The following is a 23,442-nucleotide window of genomic DNA, read 5'->3' as shown; positions in this document are numbered from 1 at the left end:
TCTCATCTGTATGCTGTTCCTCGCCTCCACCACACGGGCCACTGCCCAGGACAATTGTCGTTGCCTTCCCTCGGAAGAGCAAAGCCAGCTCATCAAGATCTGCTTCGGTCCTACCGGAAGCGCCTTCGTGAAAGTCACCTACTGCAACGAATCGTACTGCCCTCCCAAGAAGGGCGTCCAGCCATGCAATCCGGACAATCTTCCCATCAGCGCCCGTACGGTCATCAAGAGCATCTGCCCTGATGGCTTCACGACCACCGACGCACAAGGGCTCATGAATGCCACCGTCGCGGCCATCGGCATCTGCTGCGGCAACGGTACGTTCTTCCCGCAGTGCCCGGAATCCGAACGCATCTTCAACTGGATCGTAAGCTGGCCGAAGTGCGTGGTCTTCAACGCCGACCGCTGCCTCGTAGCTTGTCTGGATGCTCCGTGCTGTACCAATCTTGTTCAGTTCGAACGCACCGGTACGGGCGAATGCATCACCCGGGTACTTTCGGAATGCCCCGATGATCGCACGTGCGATGCGGACTGCATCACACTCGATTGCAAGTATCCGACGAAGTGCTGCTACTGATCCAGGATTGTTCGGGGTGGATTCCCACCATCCGCCCCATGATTATCGTCGACGACACGACCGATCACGACTACGACACCATTACCCGGAGCATACCATGAAATCGCTGATCGTTCTGGCCCTCCTGCTGTCCTGTTGCGTCCTCGATGCGCAGACACCGCTGGAGCCGGCACCACAACAGCCGAAGCAGGACGTTCCTGCCATTGGTGAACGTCATTACCTTTCCGTCGATCTGAGCAATACGCTGTTCGGCAACTGCGGCTGCGCGAACGGAAACGGCAGCGTCATCACGACGTCCCTGAACCAGGAAGTGGTCCCCTGGTTCGATCTGTCGGCTTCGCCGAATCCTGCGCAATCGTCGACGACGGTGCATGTCTACAACCCGTCGCTGGCAGGATCGGACATCCGTTCACTCGCCATCTATTCGATGGCAGGCGACAAGGTCCGGGACCTCACGGATGCGATGAGAGGACACATGGCGAGCGCACGCATCGACATCGACGTCAATCTGTCGGATCTGCCGATCGGCATCTATCTGATCTATCTCGAGGCGGGAAAGAAGACCCGGCGTGCGAAGATCGCGATCGTACGCTGAGCGTTACCGGCTCAATGCGTCGATCCGTGTACGGCTTCCAGCCAGCGCTCGGCGTCGATGGCGGCCATACATCCCGAACCCGCAGCCGTGATGGCTTGACGGTAGACGCTGTCCTGTGCGTCACCGCACGCGAAGACACCGGGGATGTTGGTATAGCTGCTCTTGCCTTGCGTCTGGATGTATCCCGTCTGATCCATGTCGATGAGATTCGTGAAGAGTGACGTATTGGGCTGATGTCCGATCGCCACGAAGGCCCCGTCCGCCTCCACCAGCCGCTCCACGCCGGTCTGCGTGTCCTTGACGCGGATGTGCGTGAGCTTTTTCGCACCATTGTCGTTCGTACCTACGTACTCTTCGACGACGCTGTTGAGCATAAGGGATATCTTCGGATTGGCTTTCACACGATCGACCATGATCTTCGATGCGCGGAACTCCTCACGCCTGTGCACGACGGTGACATGCTCGGCGAATCGCGTCAGATAATTCGCCTCTTCCATCGCGGTGTCGCCACCACCGATGACGTAGACGTGAAGCCCCCTGAAGAAGAAGCCATCGCACGTCGCACATGCGCTGACGCCGAAGCCCATGAATTCCTGTTCGCCCGGCACTCCGAGCAACTTCGCGGAAGCACCCGTGGCGACGATGACGGCATCCGCCGTATACTCGGTTCCCTTTTCGTTCCACAGTGTGAACGGTCGCTTGGAGAAATCTACACGCGAGATGAGTTCGTAGATACTTCGTGCTCCGAAACGGTGGGCCTGCTTGCGGAAGACTTCCATCATCTCCGGTCCCATGATACCATGTTCGAAGCCCGGATAGTTCTCCACTTCCGTCGTGATCGTCAACTGTCCACCCGGCTGCAAGCCTTCGAAGATCACGACGTCGAGATTCGCCCTGCTGGCGTACAAGGCTGCAGTGAATCCTGCCGGACCCGATCCGATAATGGCGATGGTGCTATGATTCTGACCCATGAATATCCCTGTTGTTCGAATGGTGTGCCCCTAGGGCGCGTGCATTACGCTGAAGTCCCGCCAGCTTGGGTCGCTTGATGGGACTGTTTCGAAAGCGTATGACGAAATTATCAGGCTGCAAATTTAACACGTCGTCAAGTTTCAGGAAGGTTTCTCCCTCCCTGGGTTCGAAGCGCGCTTCCGACGTCGGCGTCTGGAAGCGGTTCCAGGGGCAGACGTCCTGGCAGGTATCGCAGCCGTAGAGCCAGCCGTCGAGGTTCCGGACTATCTCGAGAGGTATGTCCGTATCCCCCTTCGTCTCGATCGTCCAGTACGAAATGCACTTCGTGGCGTCGACGACCGACGGCTGGACGATAGCCTGTGTCGGACAGGCATCGAGGCAGGCCGTACAGGTACCGCAGTAGTCGGCCATCGGCGTGTCGGCCTCCAGATCCGCCGTCGTGATGACCACTCCGAGAAAGAACCACGAACCGATATCCCTTCGCAGGATATTGCCGTTCTTCCCCATCCAGCCGAGACCGGATCGTACGGCCCACTGCTTTTCCATGACAGGACCGGTATCGGTATATCGTCGCGTTTCAGCGCCGGGTACGATGCCACGGATGCGCTCGCACAGGTCGTCGAGCATCGGCGGCAACACGACGTGATAGTCGTCGCCCCAAGCATAGCGCGACAGCTTTCCGACGGTTCCGTCCGGATGGATAGAAGGCGTGTAGTAGTTCCTGGCTACGACGACGACGCTGCGTGCTCCGGGAACGATGGCGGAAACATCCCTGCGGCTTTCGCCGTTCCGCTCCATGTAGTGCATCGATCCATGATATCCCCTGTCGAGCCATTCGCGATACATCGCATACTCTTCGTCGAGCGGCTCCGCACGGGCGATGGCCACGGCGTCGAATCCCGCATCGAGGGCAGCCTGTTTCACGGCTTGCGTCCGGATGTATCGCTCATCGTCCATCGTCAGGCCACGTCGTCCAGATGACGCAGAACATGTCCGATGTCGACCTTCTCGATCGGGTGGCGAGTGGACGGAAGTACTGCGAACTCCGCCCCGGGTGTGGCCTTGTAGAAGGCGACCGTCTCGTCGAGTCCTACCATCTCATCGCGGTCACCGAGCATGAACCGGACCGGCACGGACATCGAGGCCATGCCTTCCGGCGTGAGCAGGGGCGTCGTTCCGAGATCGCGCATGAGACCGGCCGTACGATCGAGGACGGATCGCCATCGATCCGCACCGTGACGACGCTGCAGGTCCGCCGCGAAGGCCGGGACTTTCTCGGCGATGACGTCCGCATTCAGCCGCCCGGCTTCCTTCTCGGCACCTTCACGTGTCCATGCCAGCTTCGTACCGAGCGTGACGATGTTCCTGAACAGTTCGGGTCTGCGAAGGGCAAGTGTCATCGCGACATACCCGCCCATACTGTAGCCGAAGATCGTCACCGGATCGCCGGCACCGGCGTCGAGCTGTCGTTCCAGTTGGTCGACGAACAATGGAATCGTCCATGCACCACCATCGTCGGCAGTGGTACCGTGTCCGGTGAATTCCAGGAACGAGCCGCGCTCGCCGAGTCGTTCCACCAACGGTTCGAATTGATGGCGACTGCCCAGGGCTCCGTGAAGAACGAGGATCATATACGTAGTTACGATAGATGTGTGAAGAACGACGTGAATGACGCGAGGCCGTTTCCGCGGCATCGGACGTCAGGCGAACAGATCGAGGATCTGCCCGGGATGATCGACGAGATACCCCGCGTGAGCGAGCTCCTCTCTCGATCCGTATCCGTACGATACGGCGATGGATGCGACTCCGTTATGATGGGCGCCGTCGATGTCGTGATGTCTGTCTCCGATCATCGCGATCGTGGATGCCGACAGCCCTTCCTGCTCCATGACCCAGGCGATGAGTTCCTTCTTGTCCACGCGCGTTCCATCCAGCTCGCATCCGTAGACTTCGCGGATATGACCTGCCATCGGCGTGGACGCCACGATGTCACGGGCATAGATCTGTGCCTTCGACGTAGCGACGTAGCAGATGATATTCCGTTCGACGAGACGATCCAGCGTCTCCACCACTCCCTCGTAGACGTCGTAGTCGAACATCGGCCCATCGCGGTAGATGGCCCGGTACCGCAGTACCGCTGCATCGAGCAGAGTCCGGTCGTCGGAATTCAGGAGACGGGCGAAGGACTGCCACAGGGACGGACCGATACACCAGCGCAAGGGATCGTCGTCCGGAATCGTCACACCGAATTCGGCGGACGTCATACGAAGTGAATTGACGATACCACGATACGAATCGACCAGTGTACCATCGAGGTCGAACAGAACGGCATGAGGGGTCATTCTCGGCCCAGGAACTCAATAGGAAGCCCCGATGGATCGAAGGCTACCAACCAGAAATATCCCTGTCCCATATCCATCGGCTCGTCCATCGCCATACGGACACCATGGGACCGGAGGTGGTCGAACATCGCGTTGACAGACGGAACGTCGAAGCTGAAGGTCGTGCGGGCGGGATGTACATCGGCAGACGGCGGCTCGGTGCGCCCCCCGATGAGGTACATGCCATACGGTTGCCCATCGCTCGCGGCACCGAAACGGAAGTATGCGGCATTGTTTCCCATGGACTGCCAGTCCGTCAATCCCAGGATGTCGTGATAGAAATCGAACGACGCCTTGAAATCCACGGCATAGACGGAGACCATGGCAAGGCCCTGGATGCGGATGCGTTCATTCATCGCTCATCACCAGGACGGTGGTACCTTCGGGCATGACGATCCGGATGAAGAGCGGCTGCCCTTCCGGACTTCTGAACACCTCGCATCGATCACCGCATCGCTCCTGCAGATCAGCGATGGTATCGTCGTCGAGATCCCCGTCATAGACGAGAGGCCTGCCTGCCACGGCCGTCTGCTGCAGCGAGATCGACATGTGCCCATCCGTCATGTCCACTCGCGGGAACGGCTGCGCATGCTCTTCCGTAACGATGAAGCCCATCATCTCGGCCATCGTCTTTTCCTGGGCCACGTCCTTGACCGGTACGATCATTCCGTCGAAGTAACCGAGAACGGGATTTCCTTCCCGGGTCGGGCGCAGGGCCTTCGTTTCCGGCTGACGATGGACGAACATCTCCATGCCACCGGGCCCCGTCACATTCAGTTCCGAAGGGCTCACGGGCATGGAGCCGAGATTCCCGGCCTGCAGTTCCTTGTGCAGGAGCTCAGGATCGGAGTTGAAATAGGCCAGCGTGGGCGAGCTCACCGTCGTCTGCATGAGCGTGACGATGACCTGACCATCCGTCAATCGTGCGAACGTCGGCGGAAGTGATTCGTCGGCAGCCAGCAGCGTGAAGCCGATGGCCAGCCAGGCGGCCAGCGATGTGGCCACGTCCTGCGTGGCGACGAGGATACGGGCTGAATGTCCCAAGTGCGGCATAAGACGGCGGGTGGATACCCGGAATGTAGCGTATGATATCTGCGATAATACGACGAACCCCGATGACTATACGTCATCGGGGTTCGATCGATCGACATATTCTGCGGTCGGACGGTTACTTCGGCAGCACGTCCATGATGACGGTACGGTTGTACATCCGGCCTTCCGGCTGATCGTTGCTCATCGGTGCGTCGTCGGGGCTTTCGCCACGACCTGTCGACGCGATACGAGCTGTACGACCTGCGGCACGCAGGGCCGCAGCCAGAATGGTCTTCGTCTGTTTGGCGCGCTGTTCGGAGAGCTTCTGGTTCACTTCCGGACGACCGATGTTGTCCGTGTGCCCATGGACGAAAACGCGCGATCCGGCCTTGATACGGGGCGCGATCTCGTCACGCACGAACGGCGTGGTACGGGCTACCGGATCCTCTTCGCCATAGTCGAAGAGCAGTTGATAGCGCTCGCCGCGGGCGTCGTTCTTGGCACGGAACAGTTCGAAGGGAACGGCATCCGTCAGCGTGCGGCCATCGGCCGTACGGGCCGTGACTTCGGCGCGGAATTCGGCACGCTCGGCCGTTCCGAGCAGACCGGTAGAAGCCAGCAGGGCTTCGTCCGAGCTGTACGGACCATAGCTGACGTTCTGGCCGTTGCCCGAAAGGCGAACCGACCACGATTCGATGCTCTCGTTGGTCGTGAGTTCGATCAGGATGTTGTTCTCGATCGATGCGTCGCGCACGGCCTTGACATGGACGCGACGGGCGAGATCGGGATTGCTGAAGACGAATTCCACACGACGGTTCTCGAGGTCGACCAGCGGACGGTCCTCCTGCGGCGTGCGGGCCGTACCGGACACGATGCGGGGATTGATCTGCCCCTTCGTCGTGATGCGGGCCGGATCGATCTGCCATACGTCCACGAGATACTTCTTGACGGATTCGGCGAGAACGTCGCCGTTCTTCTCGATCGGATCGGAACCGACGAGTTCGACGGTAACCGACTGGTTGGCGCGCATACGCGCACCGAAGATGTTGAGCACGTTCAGATAGATTTCGCCCGTACGATATGCCTGTGCTTCGCGATTGGCGAGGTCTTCGGCATCGAAGCCCTTCATCTTCATGAAGTCGACCGTCTCACCCGACGAAACGAGAACGTAGCGGGAAGGGATGGCCGTGTTGTTGCGATCGAAGAAGACGTACGGCAGCATCGGATAGAATTCCTCGATGACGGACTTGCTGTAGATACCGTCCTCGGGAGGGCTGACACGGAAGAAGCGGTTTTCGGACGAGACCTTGTTGACGTCTTCGTTCTTGCCGAACTTGATACCGATACCTGCGCGGATCGTTACCGTGCTCAGTGCGTCGTCGAGCGATCCCTGCAGATTCGGGAAGTCGACACCGCGCTGATTCATGAGCCACGTGCCTTCGACGAACGGAGAAAGGATCCACTGCGATTCTTCGGACGGCTGGGAGAGGAAGATGTCGTAGCCAAGGCCAAGCGTCGCATTGTACGTCACGCCCGATGCATTGGGAATCTCCATTCCCGTACGCGCCGTGCCGCCTTCGGGGGTATAGTCGAACGTGGCCGCGCTCTTGATGGCAAGGCCGGGGCCGACGGAGATATGGAAGCCGTTGTCCGTGATCGGATAGATCAGGAGTCGGGGCTCGATGGCGATATAGCTGTTGTTGAACTTGTATTCGTCGCTGTAATAACCTCCACCCGGCTTGAGGTAGGACTGGTCGTCCTTCGTCGTGAGATTCCGCATGTCGTAGGATGCGCGGAGCTGGAGTCCCCACCACGTACGGCTGCGATACTCGGCGAAAAGACCGCCATAGAGGCCGAGCCCCGAGCCGTCGTTGATGACCTTCGGGATGTACTGTCCGAAGGGACGGGCAGGATCGCTCACCCAGTTGGCATAACCGACACCGGCCAGGTTGTAGTTGAGGCCGAGGTTGGCGCCGAAACGCCACGGTACGTACGGCAGCGACTGCGCCGATACGGATACAGCACCGGCCACGCAGGCCAGAACTACCGCGATGGAGAGAATTGTGACACGAATTTTCATACGTACTACCGTGTAGTTTGGATAAGGTTGTCAACGTGCTTGCAAAAATGAGGCCAAATTTACGCAAAGTGCTATAGTAGGTTCTACGGTATTGGTAGGTTTGCCGGCGATGAACGATACATTACGACGACTCAAGGCCGCCCTCGACGTAGAGCGGGCGGCGCATGCCGACCGGTACAAGGCGCTGGTCGAACATGCACCCGTACGGCAGCGTGTGGGCGAAGGCATCTGCTGGTATCCGGTACGGATCAGGGAAACGGGCTACGGCTTCGGAGAATATCCGTTCGTCGTCGTCGAACGTCCGCCTGGCAGCAATCAACCACATCAGATGTCCGGTGGAAAACCTGCCGAACTGTTCTCGATGGAACAGGGAGGCGGTGCACTCCGTGCCCCGGGTGTCCTTCATTGGGTCAACGGCAACGTCGCCCATATCATCCTCCGCGGCAACGACCATCCCGAATGGCTGGACGAGGGAAGGATCGGCCTCGAGCTGGTCTTCGACGCTTCAGGCTTCCGCGACATGGAACAGGCTCTCGATCGTGTCGCAACGGCCGAAGACGACAGGCTGGCCCATCTCCGCGATGTCCTGCTCGGCGATGAACGAGCATCCATGCAGCAAGGCCTTGCCCTGCCCCCGCTCCCCCCGTCGTTGAACGCATCGCAACGCGATGCCATCGCCAACGTCCTTTCGGCCGAGGACGTGGCCATCATCCACGGTCCTCCGGGAACGGGCAAGACGACGACCATCGTCGAAGCCGTGCGGCATCTCGCAGCCAGGCAACGTCCCATCCTCGTCTGTGCGCCGAGCAACAGCGCCGTCGATCTCCTCACCGAGCGTTGTGCGGCCGCGGGCATGGACGTCGTCCGAATCGGCAATCTCTCCCGCGTCGATCCCGCCGTGATGCAGCATACGCTCAGCGAACGATGGAAGTCGCACGGCATGGCAGACGACATCAAGGCATTGAAGAAGAGGGCCGACGAATTCCGTCGTATGGCGCTGCAGTACAAACGCAAGTTCGGACGCGACGAAGCACGTCAGCGTAAACTCCTCCTGGACGAGGCGAAGAACATCGTCGGCGATGCCCGCAGGATGGAGGAACAGGTCACGGATCTCATCCTCGGCCAGGCCGACGTGGTCACATGCACGCTCGTCGGCTCCCGCAATCATGAACTGAAGGGTCGTCAGTTCGGTACCGTCGTCATCGACGAAGCAGGACAGGGCCTCGATCCGGCCATATGGATTCCCATCACGCGCGCGGACCGCGTCGTGCTGGCCGGCGATCCCCACCAGTTGCCGCCGACGGTACTGTCGCAACAGGCCGCGGGCATGGGACTTTCCACGACGCTGCTGGAACGGAGCATCAAGGCGCAACCTCATACCGTTTCACTGCTGACGGAACAGTACCGGATGAATCACGTCATCATGCGCTACAGCAACGACGCCTTCTACGGCGGCGCGGTCACGGCGCATCCCGACGTTTCGCTGCACACGTTCCCGGATGATGCACCGATCACGGAATCGCTCGTCTTCATCGATACATCGGGCAAGGGCTGGACGGAGCAACCGGGCGAAGGGGCGGAATCGCTCTGCAATCCCGGTGAAGTGGAGCTCGTACATCACGTGCTCGGCGAACTCGCCGAAACGGACGGTCACGAGGCCATCAGCGTCGGAATCATCTCCCCATACAGAGGTCAGGTACGGATGATGCAGCAGGACCTGCAGCACCGCTTCGCCTCATCGTTCCGCACGTTCGACGTCGATACCGTGGATTCCTTCCAGGGCTCGGAATGCGACGTCATCGTCATCTCCCTCGTCCGCAGCAACGACGACGGCGACATCGGCTTCCTCAAGGACATCCGTCGTATGAACGTCGCGATGACGCGTGCGCGCAAGAAACTCGTCGTTATCGGCGACGGCTCGACGATCGGCGCCCATCCCTTCTACAAGGGCTTCATGGATCATGTGGCCGATCATGCCACGTTGAAGAGTGTGTGGGAGATCATGGTGTAGCATGGCCTCCCGACGGAAGGTGTGAAGATCAGACGTTGAACCGGAAATACATGATATCACCGTCCTTGACGATGTATTCCTTGCCTTCCACACGATACAGGCCCGCATCCTTCACGGCCTGCTCGCTTCCGAGGCGATTCCATTCGTCGTAGGCCATGACCTCGGCGCGGATGAAGCCCTTCTCGAAGTCCGTGTGGATGACGCCTGCGGCCTGTGGCGCCGTGCTGCCCTTGCGGACGGTCCATGCACGGCATTCCTTCTTTCCGGCGGTGAAATACGTGATGAGGCCGAGAAGCGAATAGGCTTCGCGGATGACGCGATCCAGTCCGGGTTCTTCCATACCCAGATCGGCAAGGAAGAGGTCGCGATCGGCTTCGTCCAGCAGGGCGATTTCGGATTCGATCTTCGCACAGATGGGCACGACGACGGCGCCTTCCTCGGCGGCGCGCTTGCGGACGGCATCGACGTACTGATTGCCGTTCTTGACGCCTTCCTCGTTGGTATTGGCGATATACATCACGGGCTTGTCCGTGAGGAGCTGCATGGCACGGATCCACGCGCCCGTCTTCTCGTCGCGCTCGAACAACCGCGCAGGCTTGCCCCCGTCGAGGTGCTTCTGAAGAAGATCGAGCATCTCGAATTCTTCCTTGGCATCCTTGTCGTTGGCACGGACCTTCTTCTGCACACCTTCCATACGCTTCTCCACGGATTCCACATCCTTCAGGATGAGCTCCGTTTCGATGATGTCGATGTCGTGCAACGGGTTCACGTCGCCGTGCACGTGGACCACGTTATCGTCGCTGAAGCAGCGGACGACGTGGGCCACGGCGTCGCAGGCGCGGATGTTGCCGAGGAACTGGTTGCCGAGACCTTCGCCCTTCGAGGCTCCCTTGACGAGGCCGGCGATGTCAACGAATTCGACGGTCGTGGGCACTTCCCTGTCCGTCTGGAATCCGTCCACCAGCTTCTTCAACCGGGGATCGGGAACGTTCACGATACCGACGTTCGGATCGATCGTGCAGAACGGATAGTTGGCGGCTTCGGCTTCGTTCGACGTCAACGCATTGAAGAGGGTGGACTTACCGACGTTCGGCAAGCCGACGATTCCGCAGGCAATGGCCATGGATCAGGCTCGGATTGAATGATTTCAGGTTCGGGATCGACGACGATCTCCCACACGGATCCGGGATCCGGGCAGGTTTCGGCTTCGACAGAACTGCAAAAATACAATCCGAGCCGGCATGTTGGACTTTTCGGGATCAGTCAGCCATGGAAGGCAGGGCGACGGATGGCTCGGGAATGGCCTTGGGGCTATCGTATATCCCGACCATCGCCAGAATGGCATCCGAATGCTTGTAGATATCGTTCAGGCTGGTCAGTTCGTGCCGTGTCTCGTTCTTGGCGGCGTCGAACGTGATGATGACCCGCCTGCCTTCCTTGAGGATGAACCGGCATAGGGGTTTACGGTTCGTATCATCGAGCAGAACGTTGAAGTACGACTGCGCATCACGATGGGTGACACGATTGGCCGGAATCGAGGATCGGAGGATAGCCCGCACCACGTAGTAAGCCTCGAGTTCTTCCTGTGTCGTAACGATGCTGGATTTCTCGGGGTGTACATCGTCACCGGTCGTCCCCGACGGCTCAGCGACGGGTTCGGCGACCGCCGACTTGTTCATCGCCATCGTCAGACGCTCGTTGATAAGATCGTTGATGTACTGCGAATACGACTTACGTACGAAATCCTTGAACTGGTCCAGCACTTTCTGGGTCACCATCGAGGGATAGACCAGTCTCGCGAAATAGCGAGTGAAATCGTCCGACGGCTCCTGAATCTCCCGCTGGATGATGGTACGTATCTCTCCAAGGTACTTCAGCTCACTGGCCGTATTGACGATGCTTTCGACATCGAAGTAGCTCTTGTGGAATTCCTTGAGCTTCTCGACCTGGACGTCCTTGATTTCATCGATGCGGAACTCGAGGAATGGCTTGTCATCCATCTTGTTCGGCTCTACGAGATCCGTATAGAACCGATAGGTAATGCCGTTCGTAAGGATTCCGAACTTTGCCTTTGATACATGAAAATAACGTAGAAGCTGGCCATCATGAAGATTCAGATTCTGATTCCAGTGCTTGCATTCGACAAGAATCACCGGCTGGCCGTCTTTCATGATGGCATAGTCGATCTTCTCTCCTTTCTTGGTCCCGATATCCGAAATGAATTCAGGAACCACTTCCATCGGATTGAAGACATCATAGCCCAGACTCTGGATGAATGGCATGATGAATGCATTCTTTGTCGCCTCTTCGGTCTGGATACTCTCCCGCAGCTTTGCGATCCTATCCCCAAGCTGCTTGACCTGGTCTTTGAAGTCCATCGGAACCCTCGTAGAGTGTAATTACGGATAACAACGATCACGTAGCAGTATGATGATCACTACGTACTAAGTATCGATACGATTTGGATGCAAGCATACGAAAATCGCCCGTATCAAGCCAGATTCTACCCGTTCACGTCTCCGAATTGTAACCGTCCCCTCCCCAATGCCTCCCAGACCACATGAAACACGCCATCATTCCGGCTCTGCTCCTTTTCATGGCGATAGCCTGCCCACCACTTCAGGCGCAGCCCGAGCCAGTCGTCGCTCCCCGCTTGCCTGCCAATTTCGTTCGGCAAATCAACCCGCGTGCAACGCGATTCATCGCCTCCCTCGATACCGGGTGGTGGCATTCGCGGACGATGGGCGATCTGCACGATACGACCATCATCCCGTGGTCGATGCAACTGACTGACGTCATCGACGCGGTTCGGTCAACCGGTGATACCTCGGTATCGTTCGGCATGAGGAATCACGGGGAACATGTGGTCACCCTCGTACGCTCCGGATGGAGCTACATCCTCGAAGAACGATATGGCGGAGGCGGCCTGGCCGCCGTCCGCATGTACAAGTACGTGGAGAACCAGACATTGACCGTGAATGCCTCGGGTCAGGGAACGCTGCGCGGCGATTCGACGGCCTGGGCACAGGTAATGTCGTCAGGGATCCTCGCAGCCAACGGACCGTCCACCTATTCCTCGACGGACAGCACGGAAGCCACGATGGTCTCCATGTCTCTTCACGACGTGGCCAGTCGCCAGCGTGCACAGCGCCTCATCGTCGTCTCCGTCGATCGTCATTTCCGTGCCCCCGAGCCACTCCGAGGAACGCAGTGGAAGATCGAAGCGCATCTCGATGACCCACGACTCGTATCGTCCTTCGCCATAGGTTTCCACCAGACCGACCGGTATGTGATCGCTCCATGCTCCGACTGTCATACGACGACATGGCCGTACCACATGCGCAGTGCCGATAGCATCCAGATATGGGCCCAGGCCGCTGTATGTCCGACCCTGTGCATAGGCAGGACCCTGCCGCAGTATATCATGGACGTCCTCGGTTCGACATGGGGAGTCATCGACGACGATACCATCACCTTCGAAGGGAACGGGACCGAGGTGATCCTGAAAAGAATGGATCCCTGATCGCTCCACGGCATGGCATAACGACAGCAGGGCCACGGGTTCGCACCCATGGCCCCGCCATCATGCAGGGAGCATGCCGTTATCGGACGACGTGCACATGAAAGTGATGCACGATCGATCCGACACGTACACGCAGGAAGTAGACTCCAGGCGAAAGCGGCAGACCATCCGTATGTACGGCCTGCCACTGGAGCACGAATTCGGATTCCATTGGACTACCTTCGTATAGCGTCCGGACGGTCCGTCCGGCAAGATCCATCAGCTCTATGGTCACGTGGCGTTCGAAACCTTCCGGCAGGACGAGCGAAAGCGTCGCCTCCGTCGAAACGGGATTCGGGCGGCACACGAACGACGTCGTGATGATGTCCGACCCTTGCTCCTCGACGCTCAGGACCTGCCCACCATCGTCGCCTCCTCCGTCATTGCCATCATCCGGCTGACCGTTATCCTCATATGTCGTGAAAGGAGTGACGATGGCATGCCGCAGGCCGAGACGGATGATTTCATCACGCCATTCCTTCCATCGATCACTGTCCTTGACTTCCTTCTCCATAAGGACGAGAAGGTCCGTGATCCGGAATCGTGCCCATAGCTTTGGGACGAAGAGATTCATTGTACTGTCATCCGTGAGTCGGGCAGCGAAGGTATGCTCGACAGGACCACGCGTGTCCGTACCGCGTACGGTAACGGTGTTCTCACCCGGCTGGCTGTATCGTCCGGCCAGTACGATCTGTTCGCCTTCGTAGACGTCCGGTACGACCAGCGGATGGACATCGTAGACGACATCCGGCGTAAAGGAAAGTATCGGATTCTTGACGATAGGATTCCGTATATGGTTATACAATGCCGCGATACGATCGAGCGTATTTCCTACCGTACGGATGATCTCGATGCCCCCGTTGTTGCGTGTGGCGAGGTCGGTCAGCAACGGTTCGTCGACGTTGTCGCCCACACCGAAGACGAAGATCCTCGTCTGGAACCTGTTCGCATTCACGATGGCTTGCTGATCGACCGTAGCCTGACCATCCGTGAGGAAGACGATGACGTTCACGTCGTCGGCATTCCGATACTGCTGCAACGCGGCGACGAGCGCCCCCATGATATTCGTCCCGCCATCGGCCTCGGCCTTCTGCACATAGGCGATGGCTTGTTCCACGGCCTGCGGCGTAGCATCGACGTGTTCGGTCTTCCATGGCCGCACGGCGCTGCTGAAGGTGATGACGTTAACCTTGTCCCGCACGTTGAGATGCTGAAGACAGTAGATGGCTGCTTCCCTGGCCTGACCGATCTTGGCGCCGCTCATCGACCCCGATACATCGAGGACGAACGTGAATCTCTTCGACAGGATGTCTCCATCCTCGATTCTCGACGCAGGTTCGGCAAGCATGATGGCATAACCGTCTTCGTCCGCAGGCTTGGTGCTCAGGACGTTCATCCGCAATCCATCGGATTCGAGTCGGAACTCGCAACTGATCCGGCCCTTTTCTCTCGGTACATCGTGGCGGACGATCCGGACGGTTCGGTCGGTGAACACGTCGTCGGAACCGTTACCGATATCGGCATGCTCCATCGCATCCGCTATCCGTCGCTCGCTTCGGATGTCGAGTGTCCATTCGTCGACCAGGCCCGACTCCTGTATGACCGGCAAGGCGTAGGTGATCCTGCCGTCGGTGAGGGAGAGAAGTTCGACGTAGGTCAGCTCGACGTCGATCGTATCGCCGGCATGCGCCGAGTCACGGAACGGAAAGATGAACGGACTCGTGCCGAAACCGTCGAAGATCCACGATGGGGCGCCGCCACCGCCATTCGGCGCCACGGTATCCGATGTATGCATCGTCCCGGCATACCACGTACCACCTGTTCTCCATCTGATACTCGTCACGGTCGCCTTGTCGCTCAGCGGAAAGCCGTAGCGCATCCTTCCGTCGTTCATGACGCGGAAGCGCTGCAGTACCGTCGTTACGGCAACCTGTTCACGGATCGTCGTCTGCACCCGCAACCCCGAGTCCGGAACCGACCACAGTCCACTTCGCCCCTTCACTTCGAGCAGACCGGAAGCCTGCATCGTATTCCATCCCAGCAGGAGCACCAGGATCATGATGTATCGTTTCATCGTCATGACTCCGTATGGTATCAGGGAAGAATGATGAAGGAGGCCGACGTTCTGTTTCCATCCACTTCGACGACGGCATGGTACATGCCTGCTGCGGCCCTTCCGCCAGCGATGGTCTGAACTGTCCATGTCAATCTCGTCACGAGATCCTTCACGGAATCGTCGTAGAGTACCGCTATCGAACGGCCCAGCGCATCGTGGATCGTAACCCGCATACGACGTCCACGAGCCTGTTCCGTCGTCGTTACCGTCGCCGTTACGACATCGGACGAAGGATTCGGCGAGACGGCCAGGCTGAGTGTTTCGATCGGACGTTCGCCATGCTCACCGGGTATCGTCGTCGGCTGTCCTCCGGGATCGTTGGGATCGGCATAGAGGGCTGTGTATTTCGTGAGGATGTTGAACCGGATGCTCAGATCGATGATGGCATCGACGAGCTCCTTGCGTTCACCTACTCGCGTGATCTCCTCGATCAACGCATCGATCTTCTCCCTGGCCCATAGTCGTGCGATGGCCTTGTTGCTGCGCGCAGGATCCCCGAACACGACGTCGTTGCCGATGGTGAACGGAACGTCGGACGTCGAGCCGGTCAGCGTGACGGGATAGAGGCCGCCGGCACGATACCGCCCGACCTGGAGGACACGTCCGCCGACGTAGACGTCAGGGAGGATTTCCGGATAGATGTCGTAGTTGTCCAGCGTTCCGTAGTACAGATGCAGACCCGACATGTAGGGCAGGGAGATGCGACGGATATGCCGTGCCGCGAGCACGGCGATGCTGTCGTCCGATGCCACCATCGTCACGAATCCGTTCGTCACGCGCGCCATGCCGTTGAGCAGTCCGGCGCTCGGCTCCGCACCGATGCCGATCGGGAACAGCCGCACGCGCTGCGTATTCCATGCCACCATGCTGTCCAGGATCGCCGCTTCGTTCAGTTCGCCCCATGACGGCTGGCCGTCCGTAAGGAAGACCACGACCTTCGCTCGTCCTTCATCGTACGTCATCCGGAGCGCTTCGCGCAGACCACCGGAGATATTCGTCAGTCCCTTCGCACTGCGCGACCGGACGAAGGCGCGGGCTTCTTCGATATTTCCGGGTGTGGCATCGACGACGTCGGGGCTGAACGGAACGACGTTGGTGCTGAAGAAGACGATGTTGAACTTGTCCTGTGGCGTGAGGTTATCCAGGAAGGCCATGAGCGCAGTACGCAGTTGTTCCATGCGTGTCCCTTCCATACTGGATGAGACATCGGCGACGAAGACGGCGCTTCTCGGCAGGACACTGGCATTGCTGTCGGGTGACGTCACCCACGTCGCATAGAAGGCATCCTGCCCGAACGAATCGGCCTCGACGGGCACGTAGGTAAGCACACCGACATCGACGCCATTGCGCTCGGCTCGTATCCTGATGGTGTAGTCCTTCGTCGGAACGTAGTTCTCGTCCCCGAACGTGCAACGGAAGCTCCTGGCATTCACCCGTTCGACTCCGTCCATGGTTTCGTTCATGAAGGACGTGGTGACGCTCCTGATCTCGGACGCTGCGGTGATCGTCGTGAGCAGGCTCACGCGTTGCAGCGGCACGGGAGAGACTCCGGTCGTTCTGAGAAGATGCTTGTACGACACCACTCCTTCATCGTACGGGAGGAACTCGGTATAGGTGATCTCGACGCGGACGTCGCTTCTCGGATTGATCGGAGCGATATTCAGTTTGAAGACGTTGTCGCCGATCTCCTGCAGAAGCGCCGGATCGATCAGCCTCCGTATCTGGGCGTCGTAGGCCGCCTGGGCCTCCTTACGCTCACGGACGCTCGCCTTGTACCGTACGCTGTTGAACCAGTAGTACATATCGGTGATCACAGCACCGGCAGGTAACGGAAAGATGAAGGTCGCCTCGACGGCAGCTCCCATCGTATTGACGAAAACCTGATCCACATGCGTTTCGGCGATGTGATCCTGGATCGTCACCTTCGCATCGTAACTGCGTATCTCGGCATTGGCATACGTGCTCGACGAATTGAGCGGTCGAACGAAAAGAGATCCGACTGCTCCCGCCTGGGTGGAAAGCGCCATGAAGAGCACCGCAGCAAGTAGACTTCGATAGTACATGAACCCTCCGTGGTATAGATCGTATTACCAACGGAGGCAACCTACACGTCATGGAGTTGCAGCGCACCTTAGCAAAACCTTTACTGCTCACCCGCTCCTATCTGCTGGAAGAATGCCGTGAGCCCCGTACCATGCGGTATCTGGAGCTTCCTGCGCAGCCTGTGTCGATAGATCTCCACGCTCGCGACGGAGACCGTGAGAATGTCGGCGATTTCCTTCGATGAAAGGTTGAGCTTGAGCAGACTGGCCGTCTTCAACTCGCTCGGCGTGAGCGTCGGGCACAGCGTGGTAAGCTCACGGAAGAAGGCATCGTGGACGTCGTGCAACTGCTCGTTGAGATTCCGCCAGTCCTCGCCCGTTCTCTTGTGGGCTTCGATACGGCGAAGCAGATCCTTGAGCGGATTGGCCCGCTGTCCTGGCCCCATCTCCAGAATGGTACGGACCTCGTCCGCGATACTTGTCAACAACTCGTTCTTCTGCGCCACGGCCATTGCCGACGTGTTGAGCTCGCGCGTCTTGCTCACGAGGTCGAACTGCAACCGTTCGTTCTGCATCTGGACGACCTGGCGTTCACGCTCGGCCCGCTCCACCTCCAGACGCAACTGCAGGGCCTGGCTGTGACGCGCATGTATCTGGCTGTCGATCTCCAGTTTGCACTCATGCCACCTGCGGAGATGATGGAGTGCCTTGGGATGGAGATCGGTCCGTTCGTAGACATGGGCAAGGAGCCGATGCGCTTCCGCCTCTCCGTTCAACGTGGCATTGGCGGAGGCGATGGCGAGTGCGGCCTTGAGGTGTCTGATCGCCGCATCCCATCGTTCTTCGAGTATCGCGAGCTCCGCGCGGTTGCGCTCGATATCGATATGCAGCGCGTAGTTATCCGTCCTCTTTCCCGCAGTCGCGGCTTCCTTGAAGATTCGCGCTGCGGACGGATACTTCTTCCGTCGCAACTCCACCTCTCCCAGTGTGATCGACGCGAGGATCTGCCGATCGACATCGTGCGTCTCGACGAAGAGACGCCTGGCATGCTCCGCGAACTCCCAGGCCTGTGTGTACAGACCACCTTCGAGATACAGCTGACTGAGATAGAGCATGGAGTTCGCCTTGCCTTCGGCATATCCGATCTGCGACATCACGGCGATGCTCTCCGTGAAATGAGCCAGCGCCGAGTCGTGATCGTTCATCGACTGATAGACGCGTCCGAGATTCGTCAACGTGAAGCCGACTCCCATCATGTCATTGTTGATACGGTGCAGGTCGAGACTGCGGCGGGACCATTCGATACCACGCTCGCTGTCGTCGATGTTGATGTAGACATCGGCGATGTTGCCCATCACACGCGCCCGCATCGGTCCGTCGTCGAGACGTTCGGAAATGGCGAGACATTCGGAGTATGCCTGCAAGGCCGATGACGGCTGATTCAGCGCAGTGCTCGTCGAACCGATGTTGACGAGTACGTGCATCAGCACCGAATCGTCCTGTAACACCCGCAAGGACTGCTCACTCATACGATAGAACCTGAGGGCTTCTTCGTTCCTTCCGAGGCCCCGTAATGCAAGCCCGATGTTCTGTTGACAACGTGCAAGACCACTACGATCCTTCAGGCGCATATACCGGTCGTGCGCCGTATTGAACGTCGAAAGGGCGCCTTCATAGTCATGCGCAGCGTATTGACATATCCCCCCCATTCGCAAGGCATGGACTTCACGCTCCTTCAAGCGCCCCTTCCGCGCTTCCTTCTGTGCCTTGATCGCATAGCCGAACGCTTCGTGCGGACGTTCGTACTGTATCTCACGGCATGCCTGCAGATAGATTTCGACGCGGCGAGAGATCCCCCGCGCCATGCGCAGCTCATCGAGAATGACAGGAGGAGAAGCTTGATTCATGGAACAAGCTAAGGTTTTGTAAAGGTACGGGCAAGGTGCCTCCGAACATGTGGTTCGTAAATTGCTTTCGAAACAGGGCTCAGTGATAGCAGGGTATCAACATGAAACGACGCATTTGGGGCTTCCTCGCAGTATGCATGCTCGCATCCGGAACGGCGGCTGCACAACCGGTACTGGGTTCCTCGTCATTGCCTACCGTAGGCAGATCCTATACACGTTACTACTACGACACCACGGGTGTCGATGCCGGTACGTCGGGTACCGGCGTCTTCTGGAACTATTCCACGCTCACCTGGACGCGAGCCTCGACCGAAACACGGATCGTAGCGCGCAATGTCCTGCCTATCGACGTACAGGCCCGCTATCCGGAGGCACAGTTCGGCGTCATCAACGATACGACGACGACGCTCATGCAACTCCGCAACGGCTTCCTCCGCGAAGTCGGCATCTCCACGCCGAAGGCGGATATCGCCAGCTCGACGGGGAATCCGTACGACACACGTCCGGTGGAGCTCAAGTATTCGACGCAGCACAACGACACCTGGCAAGCACAGATCACGACCAAACCGGCTTCGTTCTCTCTCGGCCGTGCAGGTACCGTCAGCACGGTCTATGATGGATATGGACAGTTGTTCCTTCCCGACGGCAGTATCCGTGACGGTATCGCAAGGACGACGACGACGACCAGGACCACGGATACACTCCGCCTTCAGGGCCCGTCGCCGGGTACCGTTCTCGTCACGACGCTCACCATACGTCATACATGGCAGCCCCCGGCCCATGACGTTCCATTGCTGGAGATGTCTACCACGATCGTTTCCACGACACGCAACGGCCAACCTGTCGGCCCACAGCAACGCTGGCGCTCGGTATGGTCCAGTATCAGACCCGATGGTGGAACGAGTGTAGAGGGTGATGCGGAAACGTCGCGCGCCTACCCGAATCCGGTCCGACGTGGCGGTGTCGTCCACATCGCCGATCTGTCGATGATGCCGCAGTACGTACGTTACGTCGACGTACACGGACGACAACTGGATGCGGTATGGTCGCTGGTCGGTGACACGGAATTGTCGGTTCAGGTACCGGAACTCGGCACCGGACCGTACATGATCGTCATCGCGGACGATCGCAGGGTGAACGTGATTCCCGTCGTGGTGACCCCGTAAGGTTCGCCACGACGGTGACGTCATTACCAGACGACCTGGAAGCCGAGTCCGAGATAGCGGTCGTTCTGATCGAAGAACATTCCGTGCATGCTGCGTCCGTTGTAGCCGTAGATGCTGAGCATCAGGCCACGTCCGTTCCAGCCGTCGAAGAAGACGCCGAGCTGGGCGGCCTGGGCTGTTGCATACGTGCCATCGATACCGACGAGCTTCCAGTCGAAACCACCACGAAGGTGGAATGGCCCGCCGATGTGCTGGCGTACGTCGACACCGGCTTGAGGAATGACACGGTCCGCGCGCTTCGGCTGCGTCGCGAACAGCCAGGTGAATCCCGCATAGGGACGGATGCTCCCGATGTGGTAGCCCGCAATCAGTTCGACGAACTCCCTGCTGTAGACGAACGGCGCCTGCCGTGTGAACACTCCTTCGCCATCGGCATACCCATCCACCAGGTGCGAAGAGATGTGCGCGATGCGCAATCGTGCATGGAGAGGCGACGACGGCAGTGCATAGGTCGCGTTGAGACCGAAGAAGTAGTCGCTCGTCTCGACGGGAAATTTGAAGTTGCCCTCGGAGCGAAGACGCGTGAAGGTGAAGAAGTCGGCACCGATCCGCAACCTCCCCGACGCCGTATCATCCAGCGGATTCATGACGTCGACCGTCGCACCGATGTCCAGACGCAGGTGCTTGACACCGAACTGTACCATCGTACCGATACGTCCTTCGAGCGGATTCGCGACGGGTGCGGCGAAGGGCCCGTCGTCCACGGCCGATACGGCCGGTATGGTCATGACGGCGCCGAGCGTGCATACTGCTATGAATCTGCGTATCAGTTGCGCGTAATGCCGCGCTTCGACGAGTGAATGAAGTCGATGCACTTCTGTACGTCCGGATTGATGACGGGATGTGCCTCTACGTATGCCTTGATTCCATCCGACGTATTGTAACCGGCATGCAACAGAAGACGATAGAATTCCTCGATATCGGCGATCGTCTCCGCAGTGAACCCACGACGGCGAAGGCCGACGGTGTTGAGCCCTTCCACGACGAGTGGCTGTCTGCCTGCGAGCGTATAGGGGGGCACGTCCTTGGCCACCTTCACACATGCGCCGATCATACAGTGAGCGCCGATACGGCAGAATTGATGGACACCCGTCAGGCCACCGACGATGGCCCACTCGCCCACTTCGACGTGTCCGCCGAGCTGGACACCGTTGACGAGGATGGCGTGATCGCCGACGACGCATTCATGCGCTACGTGGGAATAAGCCATCAGAAGAACGTCCGATCCCACCGTCGAGCGTCCGCTGATGGCCGTACCGCGGTTGACGGTAACGCATTCGCGGATGACGGTGCGGTCGCCGACGATGGCGAGCGTAGGCTCCCCCTTGAACTTGAGATCCTGCGGTTCGGCGCCGATCACGGCACCAGGGTAGATACGGACATCGGCACCGATACGTGCGCCATCGGCGAGAACGACATGGGAGATCAGTTCCGTACGATCGCCGATTTCGACGTCATCGTTGACGACACTGAAGGGTCCGATCTTCACACCGACACCGAGGCGTGCCTTCGGCGATACGATCGCGGATGGATGGATCTGCGTATCGACGACGCTCATATCGCCTCCCGATCCACGACTGCTGCCGAGAATTCTGCTTCGGCAACGAGCTGATTGCCGACGTAGGCTTTACCGACGAGATGAACGATGTTCATGCGGAAGCGGGTCATCGTGAGCTGCATCACGAGTTGATCTCCGGGAGTGATGGTTCGTCTGAACTTCACGTTGTTGATGCCCGTGAAGAGAACGAGTTTCTTCTCGATCTCGATACCCTTCGTCACCAGTAGCAGACATCCCGTCTGTGCCATTGCTTCGAGGACGAGTACTCCGGGGAAGATCGGTCTGTTCGGGAAATGTCCGGTGAAGCAGGGTTCGTTGACCGTGATATTCTTGATACCGGTGATACGGTTCGTATCGGGATCGAATTCGGTGATACGATCGACCATCAGGAAGGGATACCTGTGCGGCATCAGCTTGATGATGGTGTTGATGTCGAAGACCGTACCTTCGGTAGGACTCTTCTGATACTTCTTTACCGTCTGCTGTTTTTCGTAGAGCCTCCGCACCTTCCGTGCGAACTCGATGTTGCTCGCATGACCCGGACGTGCCGCAAGGACCTGGGCGCGCAGGCGCGCACCGATGAGAGCCAGATCGCCGAGCATGTCGAGCAGCTTGTGCCGTGCCGGCTCGTTATGATAACGAAGTTTATTGTTATTCAGGATGCCGTTGCTGCCGAGGACGGCATTGCCTTCGATACCCATTTCGCGCAGCAGTGCGCGAAGATCGTCGTCGGACATGTCCTTGTCGACGATGACGATGGCATTGTCGAGGTTACCGCCCTGGATAAGGCCCTGCTTCCAGAGCATCTGTACTTCATGCAGGAAACAGAACGTGCGGGCAGGAGCGAACTCCGATACGAATTCCTTGTCCAGATCGAACAGACCGGTATGCTGGCTGCCGAGAGCGGGGTTGTTGTAATCGACCAGCACCGTCACACGGTAGTCGTCGTTCGGTAGTGCCACGATCTCCGTGCCCCGTGCCTCGTCCTGATATCGGACGGGACCTTCGAGGATCAGTTCATCGCGGTCAGCATGCTGCTCCTGGACGCCGACGCGCTGGATCATCTCCACGAAGGGCAGCGAGCTGCCGTCGCCGACGGGAGGCTCGTTGTTCGACAGGTCGATGAGGCAGTTGTCGATGCCCATGCCGACGAGTGCGGCCAGGACATGTTCGACGGTATGGACGCGGGCCTCGCCAACGGCGATGGTCGTACCTCTGGCAATGTCCACGACGTTGTCGACCAGGGCCGGTACCTCGGGCGAGCCCGGAAGATCCGTCCTTACGAAGCGATAGCCCGTATGCTCCGCTGCCGGACGGAAGGTGATCGACGACAGGTTACCGGTATGAAGGCCGACACCGGACATCGATACTTCGGCTGCTACC

General features: G+C 58.8%; 21 protein-coding genes. 5 read left to right on the top strand and 16 right to left on the bottom strand.

The window, feature by feature from the left end:
- Positions 1-10: 10 nt before the first annotated feature.
- On the top strand, positions 11-577 hold the full coding sequence (locus BGO89_11715; protein ID OJX57162.1) for a hypothetical protein: 567 nt from the start codon (positions 11-13) through the stop codon (positions 575-577).
- A gap of 97 nt (positions 578-674) precedes the next feature.
- Entirely contained in the window at positions 675-1,172 is a 498-nt protein-coding gene (locus BGO89_11710) for a hypothetical protein (GenBank protein ID OJX57161.1), read from the top strand.
- 11 nt (positions 1,173-1,183) lie between these two features.
- Here the strand turns inward: BGO89_11710 and BGO89_11705 are convergent, their stop codons facing one another.
- The 7 genes from BGO89_11705 to BGO89_11675 form a co-directional block, all read right to left on the bottom strand.
- Positions 1,184-2,143 (bottom strand): thioredoxin-disulfide reductase, encoded by a 960-nt coding sequence (locus BGO89_11705; GenBank protein OJX57160.1) that lies wholly within the window; start codon positions 2,141-2,143, stop codon positions 1,184-1,186.
- Positions 2,127-3,101: a tRNA epoxyqueuosine(34) reductase QueG gene (locus tag BGO89_11700; GenBank protein ID OJX57159.1), complete on the bottom strand. Its 975-nt coding sequence runs from the start codon at positions 3,099-3,101 to the stop codon at positions 2,127-2,129. Before BGO89_11700 ends, BGO89_11705 begins: the two co-directional genes overlap by 17 nt.
- A gap of 2 nt (positions 3,102-3,103) precedes the next feature.
- Positions 3,104-3,775, bottom strand: a complete 672-nt coding sequence (locus BGO89_11695) for a hypothetical protein (protein OJX57158.1) — start codon at positions 3,773-3,775, stop codon at positions 3,104-3,106.
- Between the two features lie 69 nt (positions 3,776-3,844).
- Complete coding sequence (locus BGO89_11690) at positions 3,845-4,486, bottom strand: hypothetical protein (GenBank protein ID OJX57157.1); 642 nt, start codon at positions 4,484-4,486, stop codon at positions 3,845-3,847.
- Positions 4,483-4,881, bottom strand: a complete 399-nt coding sequence (locus tag BGO89_11685) for a hypothetical protein (GenBank protein OJX57156.1) — start codon at positions 4,879-4,881, stop codon at positions 4,483-4,485. Before BGO89_11685 ends, BGO89_11690 begins: the two co-directional genes overlap by 4 nt.
- A complete protein-coding gene (locus tag BGO89_11680) occupies positions 4,874-5,578 on the bottom strand; it encodes a hypothetical protein (protein ID OJX57155.1) in 705 nt (234 codons plus the stop codon). Before BGO89_11680 ends, BGO89_11685 begins: the two co-directional genes overlap by 8 nt.
- A gap of 115 nt (positions 5,579-5,693) precedes the next feature.
- On the bottom strand, positions 5,694-7,589 hold the full coding sequence (locus tag BGO89_11675) for a hypothetical protein (GenBank protein OJX57154.1): 1,896 nt from the start codon (positions 7,587-7,589) through the stop codon (positions 5,694-5,696).
- 157 nt (positions 7,590-7,746) lie between these two features.
- Here BGO89_11675 and BGO89_11670 point away from each other — a divergent pair, with 157 nt between their 5' ends.
- Complete coding sequence (locus tag BGO89_11670; GenBank protein ID OJX57153.1) at positions 7,747-9,648, top strand: hypothetical protein; 1,902 nt, start codon at positions 7,747-7,749, stop codon at positions 9,646-9,648.
- 28 nt (positions 9,649-9,676) lie between these two features.
- Here BGO89_11670 and BGO89_11665 read toward each other — a convergent pair whose 3' ends face one another.
- From BGO89_11665 to BGO89_11655, 3 genes are all read right to left on the bottom strand, one after another.
- Positions 9,677-10,771 (bottom strand): redox-regulated ATPase YchF, encoded by a 1,095-nt coding sequence (locus BGO89_11665; GenBank protein ID OJX57152.1) that lies wholly within the window; start codon positions 10,769-10,771, stop codon positions 9,677-9,679.
- 136 nt (positions 10,772-10,907) lie between these two features.
- The gene (locus tag BGO89_11660) at positions 10,908-12,026 is read right to left on the bottom strand and encodes a restriction endonuclease (GenBank protein OJX57151.1); all 1,119 of its coding nucleotides are present in this window, start codon (positions 12,024-12,026) and stop codon (positions 10,908-10,910) included.
- Positions 12,027-12,151: 125 nt separating this feature from the next.
- Positions 12,152-12,379, bottom strand: a complete 228-nt coding sequence (locus tag BGO89_11655) for a hypothetical protein (GenBank protein OJX57150.1) — start codon at positions 12,377-12,379, stop codon at positions 12,152-12,154.
- 9 nt (positions 12,380-12,388) lie between these two features.
- On the opposite strand from BGO89_11655, the gene BGO89_11650 reads away from it, so the two are divergent.
- Positions 12,389-13,171 (top strand): hypothetical protein, encoded by a 783-nt coding sequence (locus tag BGO89_11650; GenBank protein ID OJX57149.1) that lies wholly within the window; start codon positions 12,389-12,391, stop codon positions 13,169-13,171.
- A gap of 79 nt (positions 13,172-13,250) precedes the next feature.
- Here the strand turns inward: BGO89_11650 and BGO89_11645 are convergent, their stop codons facing one another.
- From BGO89_11645 to BGO89_11635, 3 genes are all read right to left on the bottom strand, one after another.
- Positions 13,251-15,290 carry a hypothetical protein gene (locus tag BGO89_11645; GenBank protein OJX57148.1) on the bottom strand — a complete coding sequence of 680 codons (2,040 nt, stop codon included), beginning with the start codon at positions 15,288-15,290 and terminating at the stop codon, positions 13,251-13,253.
- A 14-nt stretch (positions 15,291-15,304) separates the two neighbouring features.
- Entirely contained in the window at positions 15,305-17,362 is a 2,058-nt protein-coding gene (locus tag BGO89_11640; protein OJX57147.1) for a hypothetical protein, read from the bottom strand.
- A gap of 107 nt (positions 17,363-17,469) precedes the next feature.
- On the bottom strand, positions 17,470-19,233 hold the full coding sequence (locus BGO89_11635; GenBank protein OJX57146.1) for a hypothetical protein: 1,764 nt from the start codon (positions 19,231-19,233) through the stop codon (positions 17,470-17,472).
- Between the two features lie 143 nt (positions 19,234-19,376).
- On the opposite strand from BGO89_11635, the gene BGO89_11630 reads away from it, so the two are divergent.
- A complete protein-coding gene (locus tag BGO89_11630) occupies positions 19,377-20,441 on the top strand; it encodes a hypothetical protein (protein OJX57145.1) in 1,065 nt (354 codons plus the stop codon).
- 23 nt (positions 20,442-20,464) lie between these two features.
- Here BGO89_11630 and BGO89_11625 read toward each other — a convergent pair whose 3' ends face one another.
- From BGO89_11625 to BGO89_11615, 3 genes are read right to left on the bottom strand one after another with little or no spacing between them, the layout of a single operon-like run.
- Positions 20,465-21,229, bottom strand: a complete 765-nt coding sequence (locus BGO89_11625) for a hypothetical protein (GenBank protein ID OJX57144.1) — start codon at positions 21,227-21,229, stop codon at positions 20,465-20,467.
- 38 nt (positions 21,230-21,267) lie between these two features.
- Positions 21,268-22,059 carry an acyl-[acyl-carrier-protein]--UDP-N-acetylglucosamine O-acyltransferase gene (locus BGO89_11620; GenBank protein ID OJX57143.1) on the bottom strand — a complete coding sequence of 264 codons (792 nt, stop codon included), beginning with the start codon at positions 22,057-22,059 and terminating at the stop codon, positions 21,268-21,270.
- On the bottom strand, positions 22,056-23,423 hold the full coding sequence (locus tag BGO89_11615) for a UDP-3-O-[3-hydroxymyristoyl] N-acetylglucosamine deacetylase (protein ID OJX57142.1): 1,368 nt from the start codon (positions 23,421-23,423) through the stop codon (positions 22,056-22,058). The genes BGO89_11620 and BGO89_11615 overlap by 4 nt, the downstream gene beginning before the upstream one ends.
- Positions 23,424-23,442: the final 19 nt, after the last annotated feature.

The sequence above is a fragment of the Candidatus Kapaibacterium thiocyanatum genome, assembly GCA_001899175.1.
Classification (GTDB): domain Bacteria; phylum Bacteroidota; class Ignavibacteria; order Kapaibacteriales; family Kapaibacteriaceae; genus Kapaibacterium; species Kapaibacterium thiocyanatum.
The sequence above is the reverse complement of the archived record's forward strand: the minus strand, read 5'-3'. Positions and strand labels throughout refer to the sequence as shown.

Coding starts and splice junctions, on each gene's coding strand:
- BGO89_11660 (OJX57151.1), bottom strand. CDS start 12,026: ATGGACTTCAAAGACCAGGTCAAGCAGCTTGGGGATAGGATCGCAAAG.
- BGO89_11645 (OJX57148.1), bottom strand. CDS start 15,290: ATGACGATGAAACGATACATCATGATCCTGGTGCTCCTGCTGGGATGG.
- BGO89_11680 (OJX57155.1), bottom strand. CDS start 5,578: ATGCCGCACTTGGGACATTCAGCCCGTATCCTCGTCGCCACGCAGGAC.
- BGO89_11655 (OJX57150.1), bottom strand. CDS start 12,379: ATGCCACCACCCGGTATCGAGGGAGGCGATGAATCGCGTTGCACGCGG.
- BGO89_11625 (OJX57144.1), bottom strand. CDS start 21,229: ATGACCATACCGGCCGTATCGGCCGTGGACGACGGGCCCTTCGCCGCA.
- BGO89_11670 (OJX57153.1), top strand. CDS start 7,747: ATGAACGATACATTACGACGACTCAAGGCCGCCCTCGACGTAGAGCGG.
- BGO89_11685 (OJX57156.1), bottom strand. CDS start 4,881: ATGAATGAACGCATCCGCATCCAGGGCCTTGCCATGGTCTCCGTCTAT.
- BGO89_11650 (OJX57149.1), top strand. CDS start 12,389: ATGGGCGATCTGCACGATACGACCATCATCCCGTGGTCGATGCAACTG.
- BGO89_11620 (OJX57143.1), bottom strand. CDS start 22,059: ATGAGCGTCGTCGATACGCAGATCCATCCATCCGCGATCGTATCGCCG.
- BGO89_11715 (OJX57162.1), top strand. CDS start 11: ATGCTGTTCCTCGCCTCCACCACACGGGCCACTGCCCAGGACAATTGT.
- BGO89_11690 (OJX57157.1), bottom strand. CDS start 4,486: ATGACCCCTCATGCCGTTCTGTTCGACCTCGATGGTACACTGGTCGAT.
- BGO89_11710 (OJX57161.1), top strand. CDS start 675: ATGAAATCGCTGATCGTTCTGGCCCTCCTGCTGTCCTGTTGCGTCCTC.
- BGO89_11700 (OJX57159.1), bottom strand. CDS start 3,101: ATGGACGATGAGCGATACATCCGGACGCAAGCCGTGAAACAGGCTGCC.
- BGO89_11705 (OJX57160.1), bottom strand. CDS start 2,143: ATGGGTCAGAATCATAGCACCATCGCCATTATCGGATCGGGTCCGGCA.
- BGO89_11695 (OJX57158.1), bottom strand. CDS start 3,775: ATGATCCTCGTTCTTCACGGAGCCCTGGGCAGTCGCCATCAATTCGAA.
- BGO89_11665 (OJX57152.1), bottom strand. CDS start 10,771: ATGGCCATTGCCTGCGGAATCGTCGGCTTGCCGAACGTCGGTAAGTCC.
- BGO89_11615 (OJX57142.1), bottom strand. CDS start 23,423: ATGTCCGGTGTCGGCCTTCATACCGGTAACCTGTCGTCGATCACCTTC.
- BGO89_11635 (OJX57146.1), bottom strand. CDS start 19,233: ATGGCGCGGGGGATCTCTCGCCGCGTCGAAATCTATCTGCAGGCATGC.
- BGO89_11630 (OJX57145.1), top strand. CDS start 19,377: ATGAAACGACGCATTTGGGGCTTCCTCGCAGTATGCATGCTCGCATCC.